This window comes from Pseudomonas sp. TMW 2.1634 (assembly GCF_001703595.1).
GTDB classification, from domain to species: Bacteria; Pseudomonadota; Gammaproteobacteria; order Pseudomonadales; family Pseudomonadaceae; genus Aquipseudomonas; species Aquipseudomonas fragi.
The window spans coordinates 4,504,452-4,520,330 of record NZ_CP016849.1; the positions used below are offsets into that span (position 1 = coordinate 4,504,452).

The window sequence follows — 15,879 nt, forward strand, 5'->3', positions numbered from 1 at the left end:
GAATGACGTGACGAACGAGCATCTATACCTTGCGTCAAGGTTTGCATAGTGAATGATCCAGTATTTAAAAGTTGCAGTGCGTCAGACGATCGGTGTCACTGGCTGGCGGGTACTTTAAATAACAAGCTGCGATATATCGGTTTTGTCTTTATTGTCCATTACTGTTTGGAGATAAATTGTCCGACACTCCAGGCGTTTAAGTTTGTTGCTGGTGGTGCGTGGCAAACTTCCGGGTGCAACGAAGGTGATGGCGTGGGCGCCAAATCCAAACTTGTCGCGCAACTGGTTTTGAAGTTGGGTGCGCAGCTCGATTTGAGCCTGTTTCGCGTCAAGCTCGATCATAATCGCCAGGCTTTCGGTTCTCTGCGCTTCGTCGTAGATGCCGAAGGCCGCAATGGCATTACCGCCGCTGGCCAATAAAGGGTGTGCGGCAATGACATCTTCAATTTCATGGGGGAAATAATTACTGCCACGGATGATGATCAGTTCTTTCTTGCGGCCGAGTACAAATACATGTTCATCCACTCGATAACCTATATCCCCGGTCGCAAACCAGTCGCCGCTTTGGTACGGCTCGGCCTGGCCTGCGGCGGGTAAATAGCCGGACATGACCGAGGTGCCGCGTATAAAGATCTCGCCCACTTCGCGGTCCTTGGCGTCGGAACGGTCCAGGGCTTTGACGGCAACTTGCATGCCCTCAATCGGCCGGCCCATCGACAGTACGGTTTCTACCCTGTGGGTGTTCTCGTCGGCGCGGCGAGCCTGCCAATGGTCGATCACCGCGCCGGAATCGATACGGTCAGCAATGACGTAGGAGAGCGCCTGCTTGTCGTAATTGAAGTTCGTATTGTGCATGGTCACCGCCAGCGTCGATTCCGCCATGCCGTAACAGGGCTGCAGTGCAGACCGTGAAAGCCCGTGCGGCGCGAATGTCTGTGCAAAGTCCCGCAGGCAAACTTCATCCACCCTTTCGGCGCCGACAAAAATATTGCGCAAGTTGCGCAGATCCACCTCTTTCATGGACGCTTCGCGGTAACGGCGAATGCAGTACTGCAGGGCGAACGTCGGCGCCGCCGTGGTGGTTGCGCCAAAACTGGACATGCGCTTGAGCCAGCCCAGCGGGTTGCGAATAAAGCTGGCCGGTTGCATCAACAGCAGGGGCGCCTGGTAATACAGGTTCGACAAAAGCGTCACCAGGCCCATGTCGTGATGCAGCGGCAGCCAGGAAGCAGAGGCATCGCCGCGCTCGGCACTGTAGCCAACCACACCGCCGATACCGCGCACATTGGCGATGACATTGCGATGGCTGAGGATGGCGGCCTTGGGGCGGCCGGTCGAGCCCGAGGTCAGTTGCACATGATGGCCGCTGTCTGGATGGCAGCGCTCCACGCGCACTGGAAACCCTGCGCTGGCTGCGACCCTCACCTCTGGGCTTGAGATCACACGCACAGGCAGGTGAGCCAGCAAACGCTGGAGTGCGGGGGTGTTGCTTTCGGATGCGATCAGCAGGCGCGGTGCAAACAACTGACAGGCCACATGTATCTGGTTGCGCGGCGAGTCTGCCATCAGTCTTCCAGGCAGCGCGACGGTGCAGGGCAAGGCGCCCATCAAAACGCACCCTGTCAGTAGCAACAAATGATCGATGGATGCCGGCAGGGCAAGAATAACCAAGTCATTACGAACAACCCCCATTTCGGTCAGGGCTGAAGAAACGGCCAATGCTTGTTGTGCCAACGCGGCATAGGAAATGCTCTTTTCTTCCCCGTTCTCTTCTATGACAGTAATCTGTCGCAGAGCGCTTTGCTGTGGGTTATCCAGGGCAGACAAAATAGCATCGATCATTGTTTCCAATTTCCGAACTCCGGGAAGTCAATCAAGTAAGACTGTTAAATGTTACAAATTCAATACAACACTCGAATGAGCATACAAGCCTGTAGTGCCCGGTGTGGCGGACTCTAGGGGATGAAATAGTGTTTGTAAATATGTCAGGTAAAACTTTCATAATCTTTCATGTGGGTTTTGCGCGCTGCGGTATTGCCGTGTTCTGAAGTGGGTGTGCAGCTGTTTAGTGTTCTAAACATTGAGTGCGCTGAGTGGGGTGTGTTGTATTTAAAGGGCGTGTGCCGTTGTTTGCTTTTGTAGTACGTGGCGACGTTATAAGTCAGTCGTACCGTCTTAAGTAAGTCTTGGGGTGAGGCAGAATAAACCGGGTTTTAAAGGTTTCGTTTATCGAGGCGGTCAAACTATTTTAATAATAGTGAAGTCGGTCACTTATTGAATACTTGATCCTCTGCGTGATGTTTATTGCGGTGCTGATGGCCGGTATTTAATTACACATTTTGTCTGGTTGTGTATGCCAGGGCGGTCACTTCAGTCAGGCCTCGACCGATTATTTCCGGCACCTGACGTGACATTGACTATGCTGCACGTGATCGAAAACGCAGGCGCGCCCCGTATCGAGCCTAATCCCTTCGATTCGGCTGGCCTGTCAAGGATGCTCAGGAGGCCCCCGGGTTTGTTCAAATTCAAAACGTTGATTTTGTTGTTCGTCGTGTTGTTTTCAGGCAACGGCCTGCTCCATGCCGCGCCCACACTGGCTTCCGTGATCAAGGCCGAAGAGGCGGATGGCAAACCGCCTGTTCTGGTTGATGGCGGCCTGCTGGGGGCTTTGGGTGCTGGCATGGACGAGGTTCAGGACAAACTGGGCTTGAGCATGCACCTGCTGGACACCTGGGGGCTGCGTACCGAGCGCGCGGCTGATGAAGTGGGGGCACTGGTCGAGCAGGCATCCAGTCATCCTTCATGGAGCGGGCTGGCCGATTTTTTCCTGTTGTCGGTCATCTGGTTTGGCGCATTTTTCGGGCTGATGTTTGCCGGGCGATGGCTGGCGCGTTATCTGCTCACAACCCGGCCGATTGCTGGCAGGCCGCGCATTCAGGCGCTGGTCAAGTATGTGGTGCCGTATATGGTGCCCGCGCTGCTGTCCTTGTTGCTGACCCTGTATGCCAGCCGATTCTTGCAAGACACGCTGGGCCGCTCGTTCGGCCTGAGCCTGACGTATGCCGGCAGCGGCGGGGTGTTTTGCGTGGCGCTGGTGCTGTCCCTCAGCACCTTGTTCGATACGGGGCACAAGCGGCGCGCGGTGCAGATCATTCGCCAGTATTCCAGGCGCCCGCTGTTTCTGATCGGTTTCTCTTCAGCCCTGAGTGATGCGATGGGCAGCCCGCAAATCGCCCGGCAAATCGGTGGCAATATCGCCAGTTGCCTGTCGGTGTTTGCCGGGCTGCTGGCGTGCTGTGTGTTTGCCTGGCTGGTGGTGCGGGTGCGACGCCCGGTGGCCCACCTGATTCGCAATCGGGCCCTGGCGCAGCGGCTCGGGCAGCCGGCCTTGCAGGAGTCCTTGCGGATTTTTTCGGTGCTCTGGTATTGGCCTGTGCTGCTGATGTTGCTGGTGAGCGCGCGTAATTTGCTGGGGGTGGGCGAGGGCAGTGAACGCGCCTTGCGCAGTGCTTTGCTGACATCGGGCCTGCTGATCGGTACGGTTTTTTTGAGCACGGTGCTGCACCATTCGTTTCGAACCCGAACCCAGCGTGCGGGGGCCTACCAGGAGCGGTTTATAAGCGTGGTCTACGCACTGCTGCGTATTGCCCTGGCCGTGACCTTTATTGAGTTGCTGGCCAAAGTCTGGGGTTTTTCGTTGCTGGCCTTTGCGTCAGACAGCAGTACCGGCAAGGTCATCAGCGACTCACTGGGCCATATTTTGTTGATTCTGCTGGTGACCTGGCTGACCTGGGTGGTGCTCGATACGGCCATTCAACAAGCCCTGGAACCGGCCACCAACCGTCGTGGCAGCCATGAGCCCAGCACGCGGATCAAAACCATCCTGCCGCTGGCGCGCAATGCGATCAAAGTGATTCTGGTGGTGATCTGCACCATCACCACAATGGCCAATCTGGGCGTCAACGTTGCGCCTTTCCTGGCGGGGGCCGGGGTCATCGGCCTGGCCATCGGTTTTGGTTCCCAGCAACTGGTACAGGATGTGATTACCGGGCTGTTTATCATTATTGAAGACACCATCTCGGTCGGCGACTGGGTGGTGATCGACTCTGCCCACGCGGGGACAGTGGAGGGGCTGACCATTCGCACCTTGCGCCTGCGGGATTCGCGTGGCTTTGTCCACTCGGTGCCGTTTGGGCAGATCAAGGCGGTGATCAATCATTCGCGCCAGTTTGCCTATGCCTTTTTCTCAGTGCAGTTCACCTATGACACCGACATGGATAAAGCCACTGCCCTGATCCGCGAGGCCGGCAACCAGATCAGCAACGACCCCTTGCTCAGGCTCAGCCTGCAAGGTTCGCTGACGATTTTCGGGGTCGACAGCATGAACCTCGACGGCGTGACCATCACCGCGCAGTTCCGCACCATGTCCGGGGCGCAGAACACCGTGAGCCGGGCATTCAACGACCGGCTTAAAAAGCTTGTGGATAAATCGGCGGATGTTCATTTCGCGCAACATTACCCACAGGGGTTTCTGATGCCCGTGCGCGAGACGGAACAAACGCCGTCCGCGCAGGCTTTGGCGCAACGGTCTGGGGTATTACTGACGGATATTCCGCCCGGATCCCAATGAAGGCCTATTAACATGAGGCAGTTTGTCAGTGACGAGTGGGCCAGAAACCCGCAAAATGCGGCTATCTTGATTAGGGTCAGCAGCTTTCACGGCTGATTTTCTGGTATACATCACCGTTCTGAATAGACTGAGCCTGCATACTTTATGCGAATGCGCCTTATGTTATTGGGCGGCGGAAATGCCCTCGGGCAGGCGCTGATTCGTCTGGGTGCCGAGGAAGACATCAATTTCCTAGCCCCGCGCCCGCCGCAAGACGGTTGGGACGCCGCGAGCCTCACGCAACTGCTCGATGACACCCGCCCGGATGCGGTCATCAACCTTGCGTACTACTTCGACTGGTTTCAGGCGCAGTCAGTAAGCGAGGCCCGGCTTGCCAGCCAGGAGCGCGCTGTCGAGCGTCTGGCGGAGCTGTGCCAGCACCACAACATCATCTTGTTGCAGCCTTCCAGCTATCGGGTATTCGATGGTTCACGGGCGACGGCCTACAGCGAAAAAGACGAACCCGTCCCGCTTGGGTTGCGTGGTCAGGCGTTGTGGCGCATTGAACAAAGTGTCCGGGCCATTTGCCCGCAACACGTACTGCTGCGTTTTGGCTGGCTGCTCGATGACAGCCCCGATGGCACTCTGGGGCGCTTCCTGGCTCAGGCCGAGAAGCCGGGCGAGTTGTTGATGGCCGATGACCGACGGGGCAACCCGACACCGGTGGATGACGCCGCGCGGGTGATTATCTCGGTGCTCAAGCAACTTGATTGCGCGGCGCCGCTGTGGGGCACCTACCACTACGCCGGGCATGAGGCGACAACGCCGCTGGCGCTGGGGCAGGCGATCCTGGCCGAGGCCCGCAACCTGCACCCGCTGGCAATTGAAGCGCCGACACCCCAGGCGCACGCCGCACGGCCCGATGCGGCAGAAGAACCCCAGCACGCGGTGCTGGCGTGCAAAAAAATTCTACACACCTTCGGGATCAAGCCTCGCGCCTGGCGTGCGGCTCTTCCCGCTTTACTGGACAGGTTTTATCGTCATGGCTGATGCCCCCGTTTTAATCACCGGTGGCGCCGGTTTTATCGGCTCCAACCTGGTACCTGCCTTATTGGCCAATGGCCATTGCGTGCGTATTCTCGACGACCTTTCGACAGGCAAGCGCAGCAACCTGCCGCTGGATAATCCCAAGGTCGAGTTGATTGAGGGTGATGTCGCCGATGCAACCGTGGTGGCCAAGGCTATGGCCGGCTGCAGCGCAGTGGTTCATCTGGCGGCGGTGGCTTCGGTGCAAGCCTCGGTGGATGATCCTGTACGCACCCACCAAAGCAACTTTATCGGTACCCTTAACGTGTGCGAAGCCATGCGTGAAGCAGGCGTCAAACGTGTTGTCTTTGCATCCAGTGCGGCTGTGTATGGCAATAACGGTGAAGGCGAGTCGATAGTCGAAGACACTCCCAAAGCACCGTTGACGCCTTATGCGTCCGACAAGCTGGCCAGCGAGTACTACCTGGACTTCTACCGCCGCCAGCACGGTCTTGAACCTGTGATTTTCCGCTTTTTCAACATCTATGGCCCACATCAGGATCCGTCATCGCCGTACTCTGGCGTTATCAGCATTTTTTGCGAACGAGCAGAAAAAGGCCTGCCCATCACCATTTTTGGCGATGGCGAGCAAACCCGCGACTTCGTGTATGTGGGCGATCTGGTCAAGATTCTGGTGCAAGCTGTCGAGACCGATAAAGCTGAAGAGGGTGCGATCAACGTTGGCTTGAACAAGGCCACGACACTCAACCAGATGCTTGCTGCACTGAGCGAAGTTGTCGGCGAGCTGCCACCGATCAGCCACGGTCCGGCCCGCTCCGGCGACATTCGCCATTCGCGTGCCGACAACAGCCGTTTGTTGCAGCGCTTCACATTGGGTGAAACCACACCAATGAGTGTCGGGCTGGCGCGCCTGCTGGGCCGCTAAGAACCACCCGCCCACAAAAAAGGCGCCTTTCAAAGGCGCCTTTTTTTATGATTGCCGGGTTTAGAACTTGTAGCCCAGGCCAACCATGTAGACCCACGGATCGACGTCTACGTTGACCTTGGCACGGGTGCCCGGCGCTACGGCGTTGTTCTCGACGGTGGCACGGGTATCGATATCGATATAGCGTGCCTGGGCGTTGATCATGATGTTGTCGGTCAGCATGTAGTCAGCACCCAGCTGCCAGGCCATGCCCCACGAGTTTTTTGCCTTGAAGTTGTCGAAACCTTCGGCGCTGGCGCGGCTGCCGACGTGTTCGTCGTAGATCCAGGTGTAGTTGATACCGGCACCGACGTAAGGCTGGAATACCGACTTGGAGTCCAGCGGGTAGTACACAACGCTCAGGGTTGGCGGCAAGTGCTTGAGGGTACCCAGTTTGCCGTTGGCGGCTGCCAGGCCGGTGCCCTTGAGTTTGACGTCATGCTCAAACGGTGTGGCCGCCAGCAGTTCGATACCCACATGGTCGGTGATCATGTAGGCGAAGTTCAGACCCAATTGCGTGTCGCTGCTCATGGTTGCCTTGCCACCCAGGTCGGCACCCGCCAACGGGCCCTGATCAACCTTGACGCTGGAGCTGTCGGCCTTCGGGTTTACCGTGATGGCACCGGCACGCACGATGATGTCGCCTTCCGTGTGGGCGTGGGCCAGAGGGGCGACGACGGCGAGCGCAAGGGCGGCTGCGCTGAGCAAAGACTTGTGCATGGGAGCTCCATTGGGATATTTAAAATTTATATAACCAATGGTAATGAGCGCCCCGGCCTCTTCAGTTGACCCAGCTCAATGAAAACGTGAAGTTGTGAAAAATTCGTTAATTGCCAAGAGCGCTCTCACCCCAACCCTCTCCCGGAGGGAGAGGGGGCTGATTGGGGGCGTTGCGCAAACCTGCTTTTGCTTTTTGTCCCCTCTCCCTCTGGGAGAGGGCCTGGGTGAGGGGCCCTTGGGTTTACTCCGGCAGTTCGTACACCACGATCTTCTGCGCATCCATCTGATACCCCGCATCCGCCAGTTCGCTGGTGCTTGGCTTGACCTGCAGTGCCCCGACGATCCAGTACGGCTGGTACAACTCGTCGAGCTTGACCCCCTCTTTACTGGTCACATGCACGATCTGGTTGGACGGCGGTGGCGGCACATGGATGCAGGCGCCGAAGTAGGGCACCAGCAAAAAGTCGGTGGTACGCCCGTCTTCGCTGACCTCCAGGGGCACGATATAGCCCGGCAAACGAATCAGCTGACCGTCCAGCGCCGGGACCACCGGCGCATTGGGCAAGTCCTGTTTGGCTGCCGGGGCGGCTTCCATGCTGCCCATCTGCGACAGGTCATGCAGCGGCGTCATGTCGGGTGCTTCGGGCGGTGCATCCGCCGGGATCATCTCCGACCAGGTCAGCTCCTTGGGTTCGGCCGCCCACAGCGGGGTCGCCACCAGCAGTAACAGCGCCAGCAGCACGCGGGACATTGCAGACCTTTTCATAGACTCAAGCTCATAAACGAATGGACAGACCATCGGCCAGCGATTGTCGGTAGGCGCGCCATGCCGGCACGCAGCCCATCAGCAGGGCTGCAGCCAGAATACCGCCGAGCAGGGTCCATTCATATTCACTTGGCCATGCCAGCGGCAAATACAGGCCGTAATTGGATTGCACATAGCCTTGAGCAACGGCAATGCATACATACAGCAACCCTACGCCCGCGATCACCCCGGCCAATGCCAGCGCCAGGGCTTCGAAAATCAGCAGGGTCGCGATATGCCAGGGCCGGGCGCCCACGGAACGCAGAATCGCCATCTCCCGGCGACGTTCATTAAGGCTGGTCAGGATGGCCGTGAGCATGCCGATCAACCCGGTCAGCACCACAAACAGCGACACCACAAACAGCGCTTTTTCAGCGGTGCTCATTAGGCTCCACAGCTCCTGCAGGGCCACGCCGGGCAAAATCGCCATCATCGGCTCACCGCGGAAATCGTTGATCTCCCGTTGCAGGGCAAAGGTCGAAATCTTGCTGTTCAGGCCCAGCATAAACGCGGTGATGGCTTGGGGCGTTAGGTCCATATTGCGCGCCTGATCGGCGCTGATGCGCCCGGCGCCGTGGGCTGGCACGCCGTTATGCCAGTCGATATGGATCGCTTCCATGCCGCCCAGGCTGATATGCAACGTGCGGTCTACAGGGGTGCCGGTGCGCGCGAGAATACCGACCACGGTGAACGGTTTGTCGTCGTGCTTGACCAGGCTGATCGCGGCTACGCCGTGAGCCAGCACCAGCTTGTCACCCAGCTTGTAATGCAGGGCCTCGGCGACTTCGGCGCCCAGCACCACCTCGAACGGATCAGTGGCAAAAGGGCGGCCGCTGGCCAGCTTGAGGTTTTGCTTGTGGCCGTACTGGTAGTGCTCGAAATACGCTTCGCTGGTGCCCATCACCCGATAACCGCGATGCGAGTCGCCCAGGGACATGGGGATCGCCCATTTCACCTTCGGGTTGTTGGCGAAGTGTTCAAAGCTGTCCCAGCGAATATTGTTGGTGGCATTGCCGATGCGGAATACCGAATACAGCAGCAGGTTGACCGAGCCCGAACGGGCGCCAACGATCAGGTCGGTGCCGCTGATGGTGCTGGCAAAACTGGCGCGGGCTTCGGTGCGCACCCGCTCGACGGCCAGCAGCAGGCATACCGACAGGGCGATGGCGAAGGCGGTCAGCAGTGCGGTAAAGCGACGGTTGGCCAGGCTGGCCAGCGCTAGACGAAACAGATACATCTCAGACCTCTACCGACAGGGCGGCGCGATTGAGTTCAGACAACGACAGGTTGCGGTCGAATAAGGGCGCCAGGCTTTGATCGTGGCTGACAAACAGCAGGCTGGTGCCGGCCTCGCGGCATTCGGCAAACAGCAACTGGATAAAGGCTTCGCGAGCATCGGCATCCAGCGCCGAGGTGGGCTCGTCGGCAATCACCAGTTCGGGTTGGCCGATCAGGGCACGGGCGGCGGCCACGCGCTGTTGTTGGCCGATGGACAGCGAATCGGCGCGACGCTCCAGCAGCGCCGGGTCTTTGAGGCCCAGATGCGCGAGCAGGGTTTGCGCGGCGTTATCCACACTGCCGTGGCGTTGCGCGGCGCGGCTGGCACGCAGCCTGGAGAAGTGGCAAGGCAGTTCGACGTTCTCGCGTACCGACAAAAACGGCAGCAGGTTGAACTGCTGAAAGATATAACCGGTGTGATCAACCCGGAAGCGGTCGCGGGCGCCGGAGCCCAACTCCCCCAGCTCCTGGCCCAGCAAGCGGATGGTGCCGCTGTTGGCTTTTTGCACGCCGCCCAGCAGGCCCAGCAAAGTAGTTTTGCCACTGCCACTGGGGCCTTTGAGAAACAGGGTTTCACCCGGCTCCAGGCGAAACGCCGGAATATCCAGCAGCACGGGGTGGCCCGGCCAGCTGAAGCTCAGGTCGCTCAGTTCGATAAGTGCTTGGGTCATGGGGGGAGAATCGCCTGGGAGTGGGGGAATGCTGTCTGTGGGAGCGGGCTTGCTCGCGATTCAGACGCTGCGGTCTGTCAGGCACACCGAGGTGATGTCATCGCGGTCAAACCCGCCCCCACAGGGGGAGGCAGGTGTTTAAAACTTCAGCGTAGGTGCCTTGGCCGTCACTTCCACCGCTTGCTGGCCACTTGGGCCAATCAGTTGCACCTTGAATTTATGCGTGCCCGGGAATGTCTTGAAAAACTGCGACAGATCCAGCGTTTTCAGAGCGTCCGGCGTGCTGCAGGTAAACGCATAGTGGGCTTCGATATCGCTGTGATGGTGCTCGCCCTTGGCGTTGCCTTCTTCAGGTGCCGGGTCGAACAGCGGGCTTTTCAGTTCCTGGGCCTCGGCAGTGCAACCGGCGGCCTTGGGAATGCTGAACAGCACCAGCGGGTTTTCCAGTTGCTTGCGCGTCGACTCGACCTTGGCCTTGTCCGCCTCAGTAGTGGCCACATGCTCAAAACCCACCAAGTTCATCGACGGGCCGTCCAGGTCCAGTTCCAGGGTCTGACCATCCAGCGCGACGTTCAAACTGCCCACGCCATGCTCGTGGGGCGGCAGGCTGTCGTGCTCATGGTCGTGATCGTCGGCGGCATGAGCCATCGCCAGCGGCAACAAGGCAAACGGCAAAGCAAGAAGCAAACGGCGCATGGGATGACTCCGGCAAGAAATGTGAAAATTTTGTTATGTGATCTTATAACAAGTATGCCGAGAGTTTGCCCGTGTGCTTGGCGTTACGCAAGACGCATGGGAGCATGGCGAGATGAAAATTGAGGAGCACGACGATGGTGCGCATTCGCGGAACAATAGGCGACTGGCCGGTGGATTTGACGGTGGAGCTGGATGACAGCGATTGGGCGAAGCTGAGCGCGCAGTTGCCTGTGGCTGATGCACCGGTGAGCCAGCCGGCTGCCAGGCCCGTGAACCAGGATGATGCCGTGTGGGAAGCCACCAAGGACTTGCTGCGCAAAGCCGGGCAAATGACCGGGCCTGAGTTGCTGGGGCAGCTTGAAGCACTGGCCGGCAGCACAGGCGCAGGCAAACGCCTGTTGGTGCGCCTGCGCCATTGTGCCGAGGTGAAAGTGGTCAGCGGGGCGGATTCACCGATCTATAGCTGGGTTGAGTAGAACAATCGGCAAAACACCCTGTGGGAGCGGGCTTGCTCGCGATGGCGTCACTGCAATTTGTCTGTAAATCGCAGCGCCTGAATCGCGAGCAAGCCCGCTCCCACAGTGAGGGTCAGTACAGCGCAGCAAACAGCTTGCGGCGGTAGGTGGTGACCAGCGGGTGATCATTGCCCAGCAGGTCGAACACTTGCAGCAGGGTCTTGTGGGTAATGCCTTCGTTGTAGCTGCGGTTGCGGGTAAACAGCTTCAGCAGCCCGTCCAGCGCCCCTTCATATTGCTGGCGCGCCAATTGTTGAATGGCTAGCTGATAGGCGGCTTCGTCGTCCTGCGGGTTTTGCGCCACGCGGGTCTTCAAATCGGCTACATCCGGCAGGTCAGCGGCCTGGCGCAAGAACGTCAGTTGCGCCTTGGCGCCTGCCAGCTCGGCCTTGTGCTCGTCGCTCTTGACCGCATCCAGCACCGCTTGCGCTTCAGTCAACTCACCACGCTCGGCCAGGCAGCGGCCATACAGGATCAGCGCTTTGGCGTTGCTGTTGTCTTCAGTCAGGATGTTTTTGAGCAGGGCTTCGGCATCGGCAAAGCGGCTTTCGGCAAACAGCGCCTGGGCTTGCACCAGCGGGTCTTCAACCGCGGCTTCGGGCATGACCACGTGAGGCGCGAGCATGGCGCGAATGGCCGACTCAGGCTGGGCTTCCTGGAAACCGTCGACAACTTTGCCGTCTTTGAACAGCACCACGGTGGGCAAGGTCTGTATGCCGATGCGACCCACAATGTCCTGCTCAACGTCGCAGTTGACCTTGGCCAGCAGCAATTCGCCCTGATAGTCCTCGGCGATCTGTTCCAGGATCGGCAGCATCACTTTGCACGGTGCGCACCACTCGGCCCAGAAATCCACCAGTACGGGTTGGTCGAAAGACGCCTGGACCACCAGTTTGTCGAAGTCAGCGGAGGTTACGTCGAAGCTGAAAGAGGGCGTAGGCTGATTCATTATGTGTCTCGAAGCAGGTAAATGAGGGCAACTATAAAGGCTGTGCCGGGCGGCTGAAAGCGCTTGGCTCACGGCACGCGTGATACAGGCTGACGTTGCGAAATTCGTGGGGCTCGGCCAGGTCGGGCAGGGTCAGTGCCTTGAGCATGGCCAGTTGTCGATAAAGCGGATGCTGGAAGTCGCGCACGCGGGAATCGGCCACCAGGGTTTGTTGCCCGCGGGTGGGGAACTGATCCAGCAATGGCAAGTTTTCACGGTCGTAGAGCACGTCCGCCACCAGGATCAGATCGAATCGGTCGGCTTCGGCAAAAAAGTCGCTGGAATAACCCAGTTGCACATCATTGAGTTGCGCATTGGCCCGGCAGGCCGCCAACGCCAGCGGGTCAAGGTCGCAGGCCACCACTTCCAGCGCCCCGGCCCTGGCGGCAGCAATCGCGGCAACGCCGGAGCCGGCACCAAAGTCCAGCACGCGCTTGCCCTTGACCCACTGCGGCTGCTCGGCCAGAAAGCGTGCGAGTGCCAGCCCGCTGGCCCAGCAAAAGGCCCAGTAGGGCGGCTCGTAGAGAATGCGCCGGGTCTCGTCGGGGGTGAAAGCGCGATCCATGTTGTGCGCATCGATCAGCCAGAGCTTGAGCGCAGTACCGGGCAAGTCGGTGGCCACCAGCCGCGCATCACCCAGTAACTCGCTCAGCGACTGCTGCAGGCCAAGCGGTGTATTCATGGTGCCTTGACGAAGGCCAGGGTACCCAGCGCCTGGGTGGTGGGTTGATTGATGATGCGTGAGGGCAAATGCAGGATCAATTGCCCGGACTGGCTGGCGCGGCCGCGCAGCTCGACGCGCATGCCGGTCGGGAAGGCCTGAGGGTTGAAGCGCAGCTTGAAGGGCAGGGCCTGGTTGTTGCCGAGGATCTTGCTGCTGGCCATCAGCCCCTGGGGACGGCCACGGTCGTCGACGATCAGCATGGCCAGCTCCACCTCGGCGCCTGCGGGTACGCCCGTCAATACGCCGCTCAACTCGCGCTGATAAGACGGCAGCGGACCGAGGTCGGCCGGGGCGTCGGTTTTGGGCTGCGCCAGCACTTGGGGCTGTGCCGATTTTGGCGGTTCACTGCTACAAGCCACCAGCAAACTGGCAAGGCACAGCAAAACAAGCGTTCGTAGCGGCATACACGGCTCCAGCGGCAGGTCAGTCGGTGTATCAGTTGGTGTAAAACATAGTAGCCCGTCTGTATACCGTAAAGCCTATGGCTTGTCTTGCCAGTGGGATGCGCTAACATGGCGCTCCCCATTTTTGTTGGCTGCCACCATGCACTGTCCCTTCTGCGGTGCCAACGACACTAAAGTCATCGACTCGCGTCTGGTCGCCGAGGGCGATCAGGTGCGTCGCCGGCGCGAATGCCTGGCCTGTGGTGAGCGTTTCACCACCTTTGAAACAGCCGAGTTGGTACTACCCCGCCTGATCAAGCAAGACGGCAGTCGTCAGCCTTTTGACGAAGATAAATTGCGCGCCGGCATGCAGCGTGCGCTGGAAAAGCGCCCGGTGAGTGTCGAGCGCCTTGAAGCCGCGCTGGCCCGGATCAAGCACAAGCTGCGCGCCACCGGCGAACGCGAAGTCAAGTCGCTGGTTGTTGGTGAACTGGTCATGGGCGAGCTGCAAAAGCTCGACGAAGTGGCCTATATCCGCTTTGCCTCGGTCTATCGACGCTTCCAGGACTTGAACGAGTTCCGCGAAGAGATCGACCGCCTTGCCCGTGAGCCTTCCAAAGAATGACCCAGTCCCCTGAACAATCGATTCTAGACACCCACTACATGGCGCGCGCCATCGAACTGGCGCGCAACGGCCTGTACACCACCCACCCCAACCCGCGGGTTGGCTGCGTGATCGTGCGTGACGGGCAGATCGTCGGCGAAGGCTGGCATGTGCGCACCGGCGAGCCCCATGCCGAAGTCCACGCCTTGCGCGCGGCGGGCGAGCTGGCCCGAGGGGCCACGGCTTATGTCACCCTCGAGCCGTGCAGCCATCACGGGCATACCCCGCCGTGCGCCGAAGGGCTGATCACGGCAGGCGTGGCACGGGTGGTCGCGGCCATGCAGGACCCCAACCCGGAAGTTGCCGGGCGCGGCCTCAAGCGCCTGGCCGATGCCGGCATTGAAGTGCGCAGCGGTGTGCTCGAAGCCGATGCCCGGGCGTTGAACCCGGGTTTCCTCAAGCGCATGGAACACGGCCTGCCGTTTGTGCGGGTGAAAATGGCCATGAGTCTTGATGGCCGCACGGCGATGGCCAATGGCGAAAGCCAGTGGATCACCGGGCCTGAAGCGCGCTCTGCAGTGCAGCGTCTGCGGGCGCAGGCCAGCGTGGTGCTGACCGGTGCGGACACCGTGCTGGCCGATGGCGCCCGCCTGACCGTGCGCGGCCCCGAGCTGGGCCTGAGCCCCGAGCTGACAGCCTTGGCGCTTAGCCGCCCGCCATTGCGGGTGCTGATCGACGGGCGCCTGCGGGTGCCGCTGGATGCGCCGTTTTTCAAGGCTGGCCCGGCCCTGGTCGCCACCTGCGTACCGCCTGCCGAGCAATACCGCACGGGCCCCGAGTGCCTGGTGATCCACGGCGCCAACGGCCAGGTCGATCTGCGCAAGCTGCTGCAGGCGCTGGCTGCGCGTGGCGTCAACGAAGTGCTGGTAGAGGCCGGGCCGCGTCTGGCGGGGGCTTTTGCCGAGCAGGGGCTGGTCGACGAATACCAGATTTTTGTCGCCGCCAAGTTTTTGGGCTCTACGGCGCGGCCATTACTGGAGCTGCCGCTGACCCATATGAGCGAAGCGCCATTGCTCAAGATCACGGAAATGCGCGCGGTGGGCGATGACTGGCGAGTCACAGCCATACCTGTGCCATCAGCCAGCGTATAATTCTCAGCCTTCGTTTCAAACAGGCTTTGTTCTCAAGGGGAACGACATGTTTACCGGCATTATTGAATCCATCGGCAGCATCCGTGCATTGACCCCCAAGGGCGGTGATGTGCGCGTTTCCATCGACACCGGCAAGCTCGACCTGGGCGACGTCAAACTCGGTGACAGTATCGCGATCAACGGCGTGTGCCTGACTGCCGTCGAGCTGTCGGGCAACGGCTTTGCCGCTGACGTCAGCCGCGAGACCCTCGATTGCACCGCCTTTAACGACCTCAAGAGCGGCAGCCGGGTTAACCTGGAAAAAGCCCTGACCCCCACCACCCGCCTGGGTGGTCACCTGGTCAGCGGCCACGTTGATGGCGTGGGCGAAGTGATCTCCCGTGAAGAGAACGCGCGTGCTATCGAGTTTCGCATCCGCGCACCCAAGGAGCTGGCCAAGTACATCGCCCATAAAGGCTCGATCACCGTCGACGGCACCAGCCTGACTGTAAACGCGGTCAATGGCGCCGAGTTCTCGCTGACCATCATCCCGCACACCCTGAGCGAAACCATCATGGGCGACTACCGCCCGGGTCGCCGGGTTAACCTTGAAGTCGACTTGCTGGCGCGCTACCTGGAGCGTCTGCTGCTGGGCGACAAAGCCGCCGAGCCGACTTCGGGTGGTATCAGCGAAAGCTTCCTGGCCGCCAACGGCTTCCTCAAATCCTGACGTAAGGGGGTGCCG

At 59.9% G+C, this 15,879-nt stretch carries 16 protein-coding genes; 7 read left to right on the forward strand and 9 right to left on the reverse strand.

The window, feature by feature from the left end:
* Window positions 1-114: 114 nt before the first annotated feature.
* Window positions 115-1,842 carry an AMP-binding protein gene (locus tag BFC21_RS21380; RefSeq protein ID WP_088378856.1) on the reverse strand — a complete coding sequence of 576 codons (1,728 nt, stop codon included), beginning with the start codon at window positions 1,840-1,842 and terminating at the stop codon, window positions 115-117.
* 673 nt (window positions 1,843-2,515) lie between these two features.
* On the opposite strand from BFC21_RS21380, the gene BFC21_RS21385 reads away from it, so the two are divergent.
* From BFC21_RS21385 to BFC21_RS21395, 3 genes are all read left to right on the forward strand, one after another.
* Entirely contained in the window at window positions 2,516-4,630 is a 2,115-nt protein-coding gene (locus BFC21_RS21385) for a mechanosensitive ion channel family protein (protein WP_088378857.1), read from the forward strand.
* Window positions 4,631-4,774: 144 nt separating this feature from the next.
* Window positions 4,775-5,659 (forward strand): sugar nucleotide-binding protein, encoded by an 885-nt coding sequence (locus tag BFC21_RS21390; RefSeq protein ID WP_029611199.1) that lies wholly within the window; start codon window positions 4,775-4,777, stop codon window positions 5,657-5,659.
* Complete coding sequence (locus BFC21_RS21395) at window positions 5,652-6,581, forward strand: NAD-dependent epimerase/dehydratase family protein (protein WP_088378858.1); 930 nt, start codon at window positions 5,652-5,654, stop codon at window positions 6,579-6,581. The genes BFC21_RS21390 and BFC21_RS21395 overlap by 8 nt, the downstream gene beginning before the upstream one ends.
* 60 nt (window positions 6,582-6,641) lie before the next feature.
* On the opposite strand, the gene BFC21_RS21400 is transcribed toward BFC21_RS21395, so the two are convergent.
* The 5 genes from BFC21_RS21400 to BFC21_RS21420 all read right to left on the reverse strand — a co-directional run bounded on the left by BFC21_RS21400 (window position 6,642) and on the right by BFC21_RS21420 (window position 10,790).
* Window positions 6,642-7,340, reverse strand: a complete 699-nt coding sequence (locus BFC21_RS21400; RefSeq protein WP_016779215.1) for an OmpW family protein — start codon at window positions 7,338-7,340, stop codon at window positions 6,642-6,644.
* Between the two features lie 241 nt (window positions 7,341-7,581).
* Window positions 7,582-8,091 (reverse strand): DUF3299 domain-containing protein, encoded by a 510-nt coding sequence (locus BFC21_RS21405; RefSeq protein WP_177342614.1) that lies wholly within the window; start codon window positions 8,089-8,091, stop codon window positions 7,582-7,584.
* A gap of 25 nt (window positions 8,092-8,116) precedes the next feature.
* Window positions 8,117-9,382: an ABC transporter permease gene (locus tag BFC21_RS21410; RefSeq protein ID WP_088378860.1), complete on the reverse strand. Its 1,266-nt coding sequence runs from the start codon at window positions 9,380-9,382 to the stop codon at window positions 8,117-8,119.
* Between the two features lies 1 nt (window position 9,383).
* Complete coding sequence (locus BFC21_RS21415; protein WP_088378861.1) at window positions 9,384-10,094, reverse strand: ABC transporter ATP-binding protein; 711 nt, start codon at window positions 10,092-10,094, stop codon at window positions 9,384-9,386.
* Window positions 10,095-10,232: 138 nt separating this feature from the next.
* Window positions 10,233-10,790 carry a DUF2796 domain-containing protein gene (locus tag BFC21_RS21420; RefSeq protein WP_088378862.1) on the reverse strand — a complete coding sequence of 186 codons (558 nt, stop codon included), beginning with the start codon at window positions 10,788-10,790 and terminating at the stop codon, window positions 10,233-10,235.
* A 134-nt stretch (window positions 10,791-10,924) separates the two neighbouring features.
* Between BFC21_RS21420 and BFC21_RS21425 the strand changes: the two genes are divergently transcribed.
* Window positions 10,925-11,266: a hypothetical protein gene (locus BFC21_RS21425; RefSeq protein WP_095003853.1), complete on the forward strand. Its 342-nt coding sequence runs from the start codon at window positions 10,925-10,927 to the stop codon at window positions 11,264-11,266.
* A 112-nt stretch (window positions 11,267-11,378) separates the two neighbouring features.
* Here BFC21_RS21425 and trxA read toward each other — a convergent pair whose 3' ends face one another.
* Genes trxA through BFC21_RS21440 form a run of 3 tightly spaced genes read right to left on the reverse strand, consistent with a single transcriptional unit; the run spans window position 11,379 to window position 13,421 of the window.
* Window positions 11,379-12,254: a thioredoxin gene (trxA, locus tag BFC21_RS21430; protein WP_016779221.1), complete on the reverse strand. Its 876-nt coding sequence runs from the start codon at window positions 12,252-12,254 to the stop codon at window positions 11,379-11,381.
* A 31-nt stretch (window positions 12,255-12,285) separates the two neighbouring features.
* A complete protein-coding gene (locus tag BFC21_RS21435) occupies window positions 12,286-12,975 on the reverse strand; it encodes a methyltransferase (protein ID WP_088378864.1) in 690 nt (229 codons plus the stop codon).
* Window positions 12,972-13,421, reverse strand: coding sequence for a hypothetical protein (locus BFC21_RS21440; RefSeq protein WP_016779223.1), 450 nt, complete (start codon window positions 13,419-13,421; stop codon window positions 12,972-12,974). Before BFC21_RS21440 ends, BFC21_RS21435 begins: the two co-directional genes overlap by 4 nt.
* Window positions 13,422-13,560: 139 nt before the next feature.
* Between BFC21_RS21440 and nrdR the strand changes: the two genes are divergently transcribed.
* Genes nrdR through BFC21_RS21455 form a run of 3 tightly spaced genes read left to right on the forward strand, consistent with a single transcriptional unit; the run spans window position 13,561 to window position 15,864 of the window.
* Window positions 13,561-14,025: a transcriptional regulator NrdR gene (gene nrdR / locus BFC21_RS21445; protein ID WP_019824317.1), complete on the forward strand. Its 465-nt coding sequence runs from the start codon at window positions 13,561-13,563 to the stop codon at window positions 14,023-14,025.
* A complete protein-coding gene (gene ribD, locus BFC21_RS21450; protein ID WP_162939363.1) occupies window positions 14,022-15,155 on the forward strand; it encodes a bifunctional diaminohydroxyphosphoribosylaminopyrimidine deaminase/5-amino-6-(5-phosphoribosylamino)uracil reductase RibD in 1,134 nt (377 codons plus the stop codon). Before nrdR ends, ribD begins: the two co-directional genes overlap by 4 nt.
* A 46-nt stretch (window positions 15,156-15,201) precedes the next feature.
* Complete coding sequence (locus BFC21_RS21455; RefSeq protein WP_088378865.1) at window positions 15,202-15,864, forward strand: riboflavin synthase; 663 nt, start codon at window positions 15,202-15,204, stop codon at window positions 15,862-15,864.
* Window positions 15,865-15,879 lie beyond the last annotated feature (15 nt).

Excerpts from the sequence above, each read along its gene's own strand:
- BFC21_RS21395 (WP_088378858.1), top strand. The coding sequence starts at position 5,652 with ATGGCTGATGCCCCCGTTTTAATCACCGGTGGCGCCGGTTTTATCGGC.
- BFC21_RS21420 (WP_088378862.1), bottom strand. The coding sequence starts at position 10,790 with ATGCGCCGTTTGCTTCTTGCTTTGCCGTTTGCCTTGTTGCCGCTGGCG.
- BFC21_RS21400 (WP_016779215.1), bottom strand. The coding sequence starts at position 7,340 with ATGCACAAGTCTTTGCTCAGCGCAGCCGCCCTTGCGCTCGCCGTCGTC.
- BFC21_RS21390 (WP_029611199.1), top strand. The coding sequence starts at position 4,775 with ATGCGAATGCGCCTTATGTTATTGGGCGGCGGAAATGCCCTCGGGCAG.
- BFC21_RS21425 (WP_095003853.1), top strand. The coding sequence starts at position 10,925 with ATGGTGCGCATTCGCGGAACAATAGGCGACTGGCCGGTGGATTTGACG.
- BFC21_RS21415 (WP_088378861.1), bottom strand. The coding sequence starts at position 10,094 with ATGACCCAAGCACTTATCGAACTGAGCGACCTGAGCTTCAGCTGGCCG.
- BFC21_RS21405 (WP_177342614.1), bottom strand. The coding sequence starts at position 8,091 with ATGTCCCGCGTGCTGCTGGCGCTGTTACTGCTGGTGGCGACCCCGCTG.
- BFC21_RS21410 (WP_088378860.1), bottom strand. The coding sequence starts at position 9,382 with ATGTATCTGTTTCGTCTAGCGCTGGCCAGCCTGGCCAACCGTCGCTTT.
- BFC21_RS21440 (WP_016779223.1), bottom strand. The coding sequence starts at position 13,421 with ATGCCGCTACGAACGCTTGTTTTGCTGTGCCTTGCCAGTTTGCTGGTG.
- BFC21_RS21435 (WP_088378864.1), bottom strand. The coding sequence starts at position 12,975 with ATGAATACACCGCTTGGCCTGCAGCAGTCGCTGAGCGAGTTACTGGGT.
- nrdR (WP_019824317.1), top strand. The coding sequence starts at position 13,561 with ATGCACTGTCCCTTCTGCGGTGCCAACGACACTAAAGTCATCGACTCG.
- BFC21_RS21380 (WP_088378856.1), bottom strand. The coding sequence starts at position 1,842 with ATGATCGATGCTATTTTGTCTGCCCTGGATAACCCACAGCAAAGCGCT.
- trxA (WP_016779221.1), bottom strand. The coding sequence starts at position 12,254 with ATGAATCAGCCTACGCCCTCTTTCAGCTTCGACGTAACCTCCGCTGAC.
- ribD (WP_162939363.1), top strand. The coding sequence starts at position 14,022 with ATGACCCAGTCCCCTGAACAATCGATTCTAGACACCCACTACATGGCG.
- BFC21_RS21455 (WP_088378865.1), top strand. The coding sequence starts at position 15,202 with ATGTTTACCGGCATTATTGAATCCATCGGCAGCATCCGTGCATTGACC.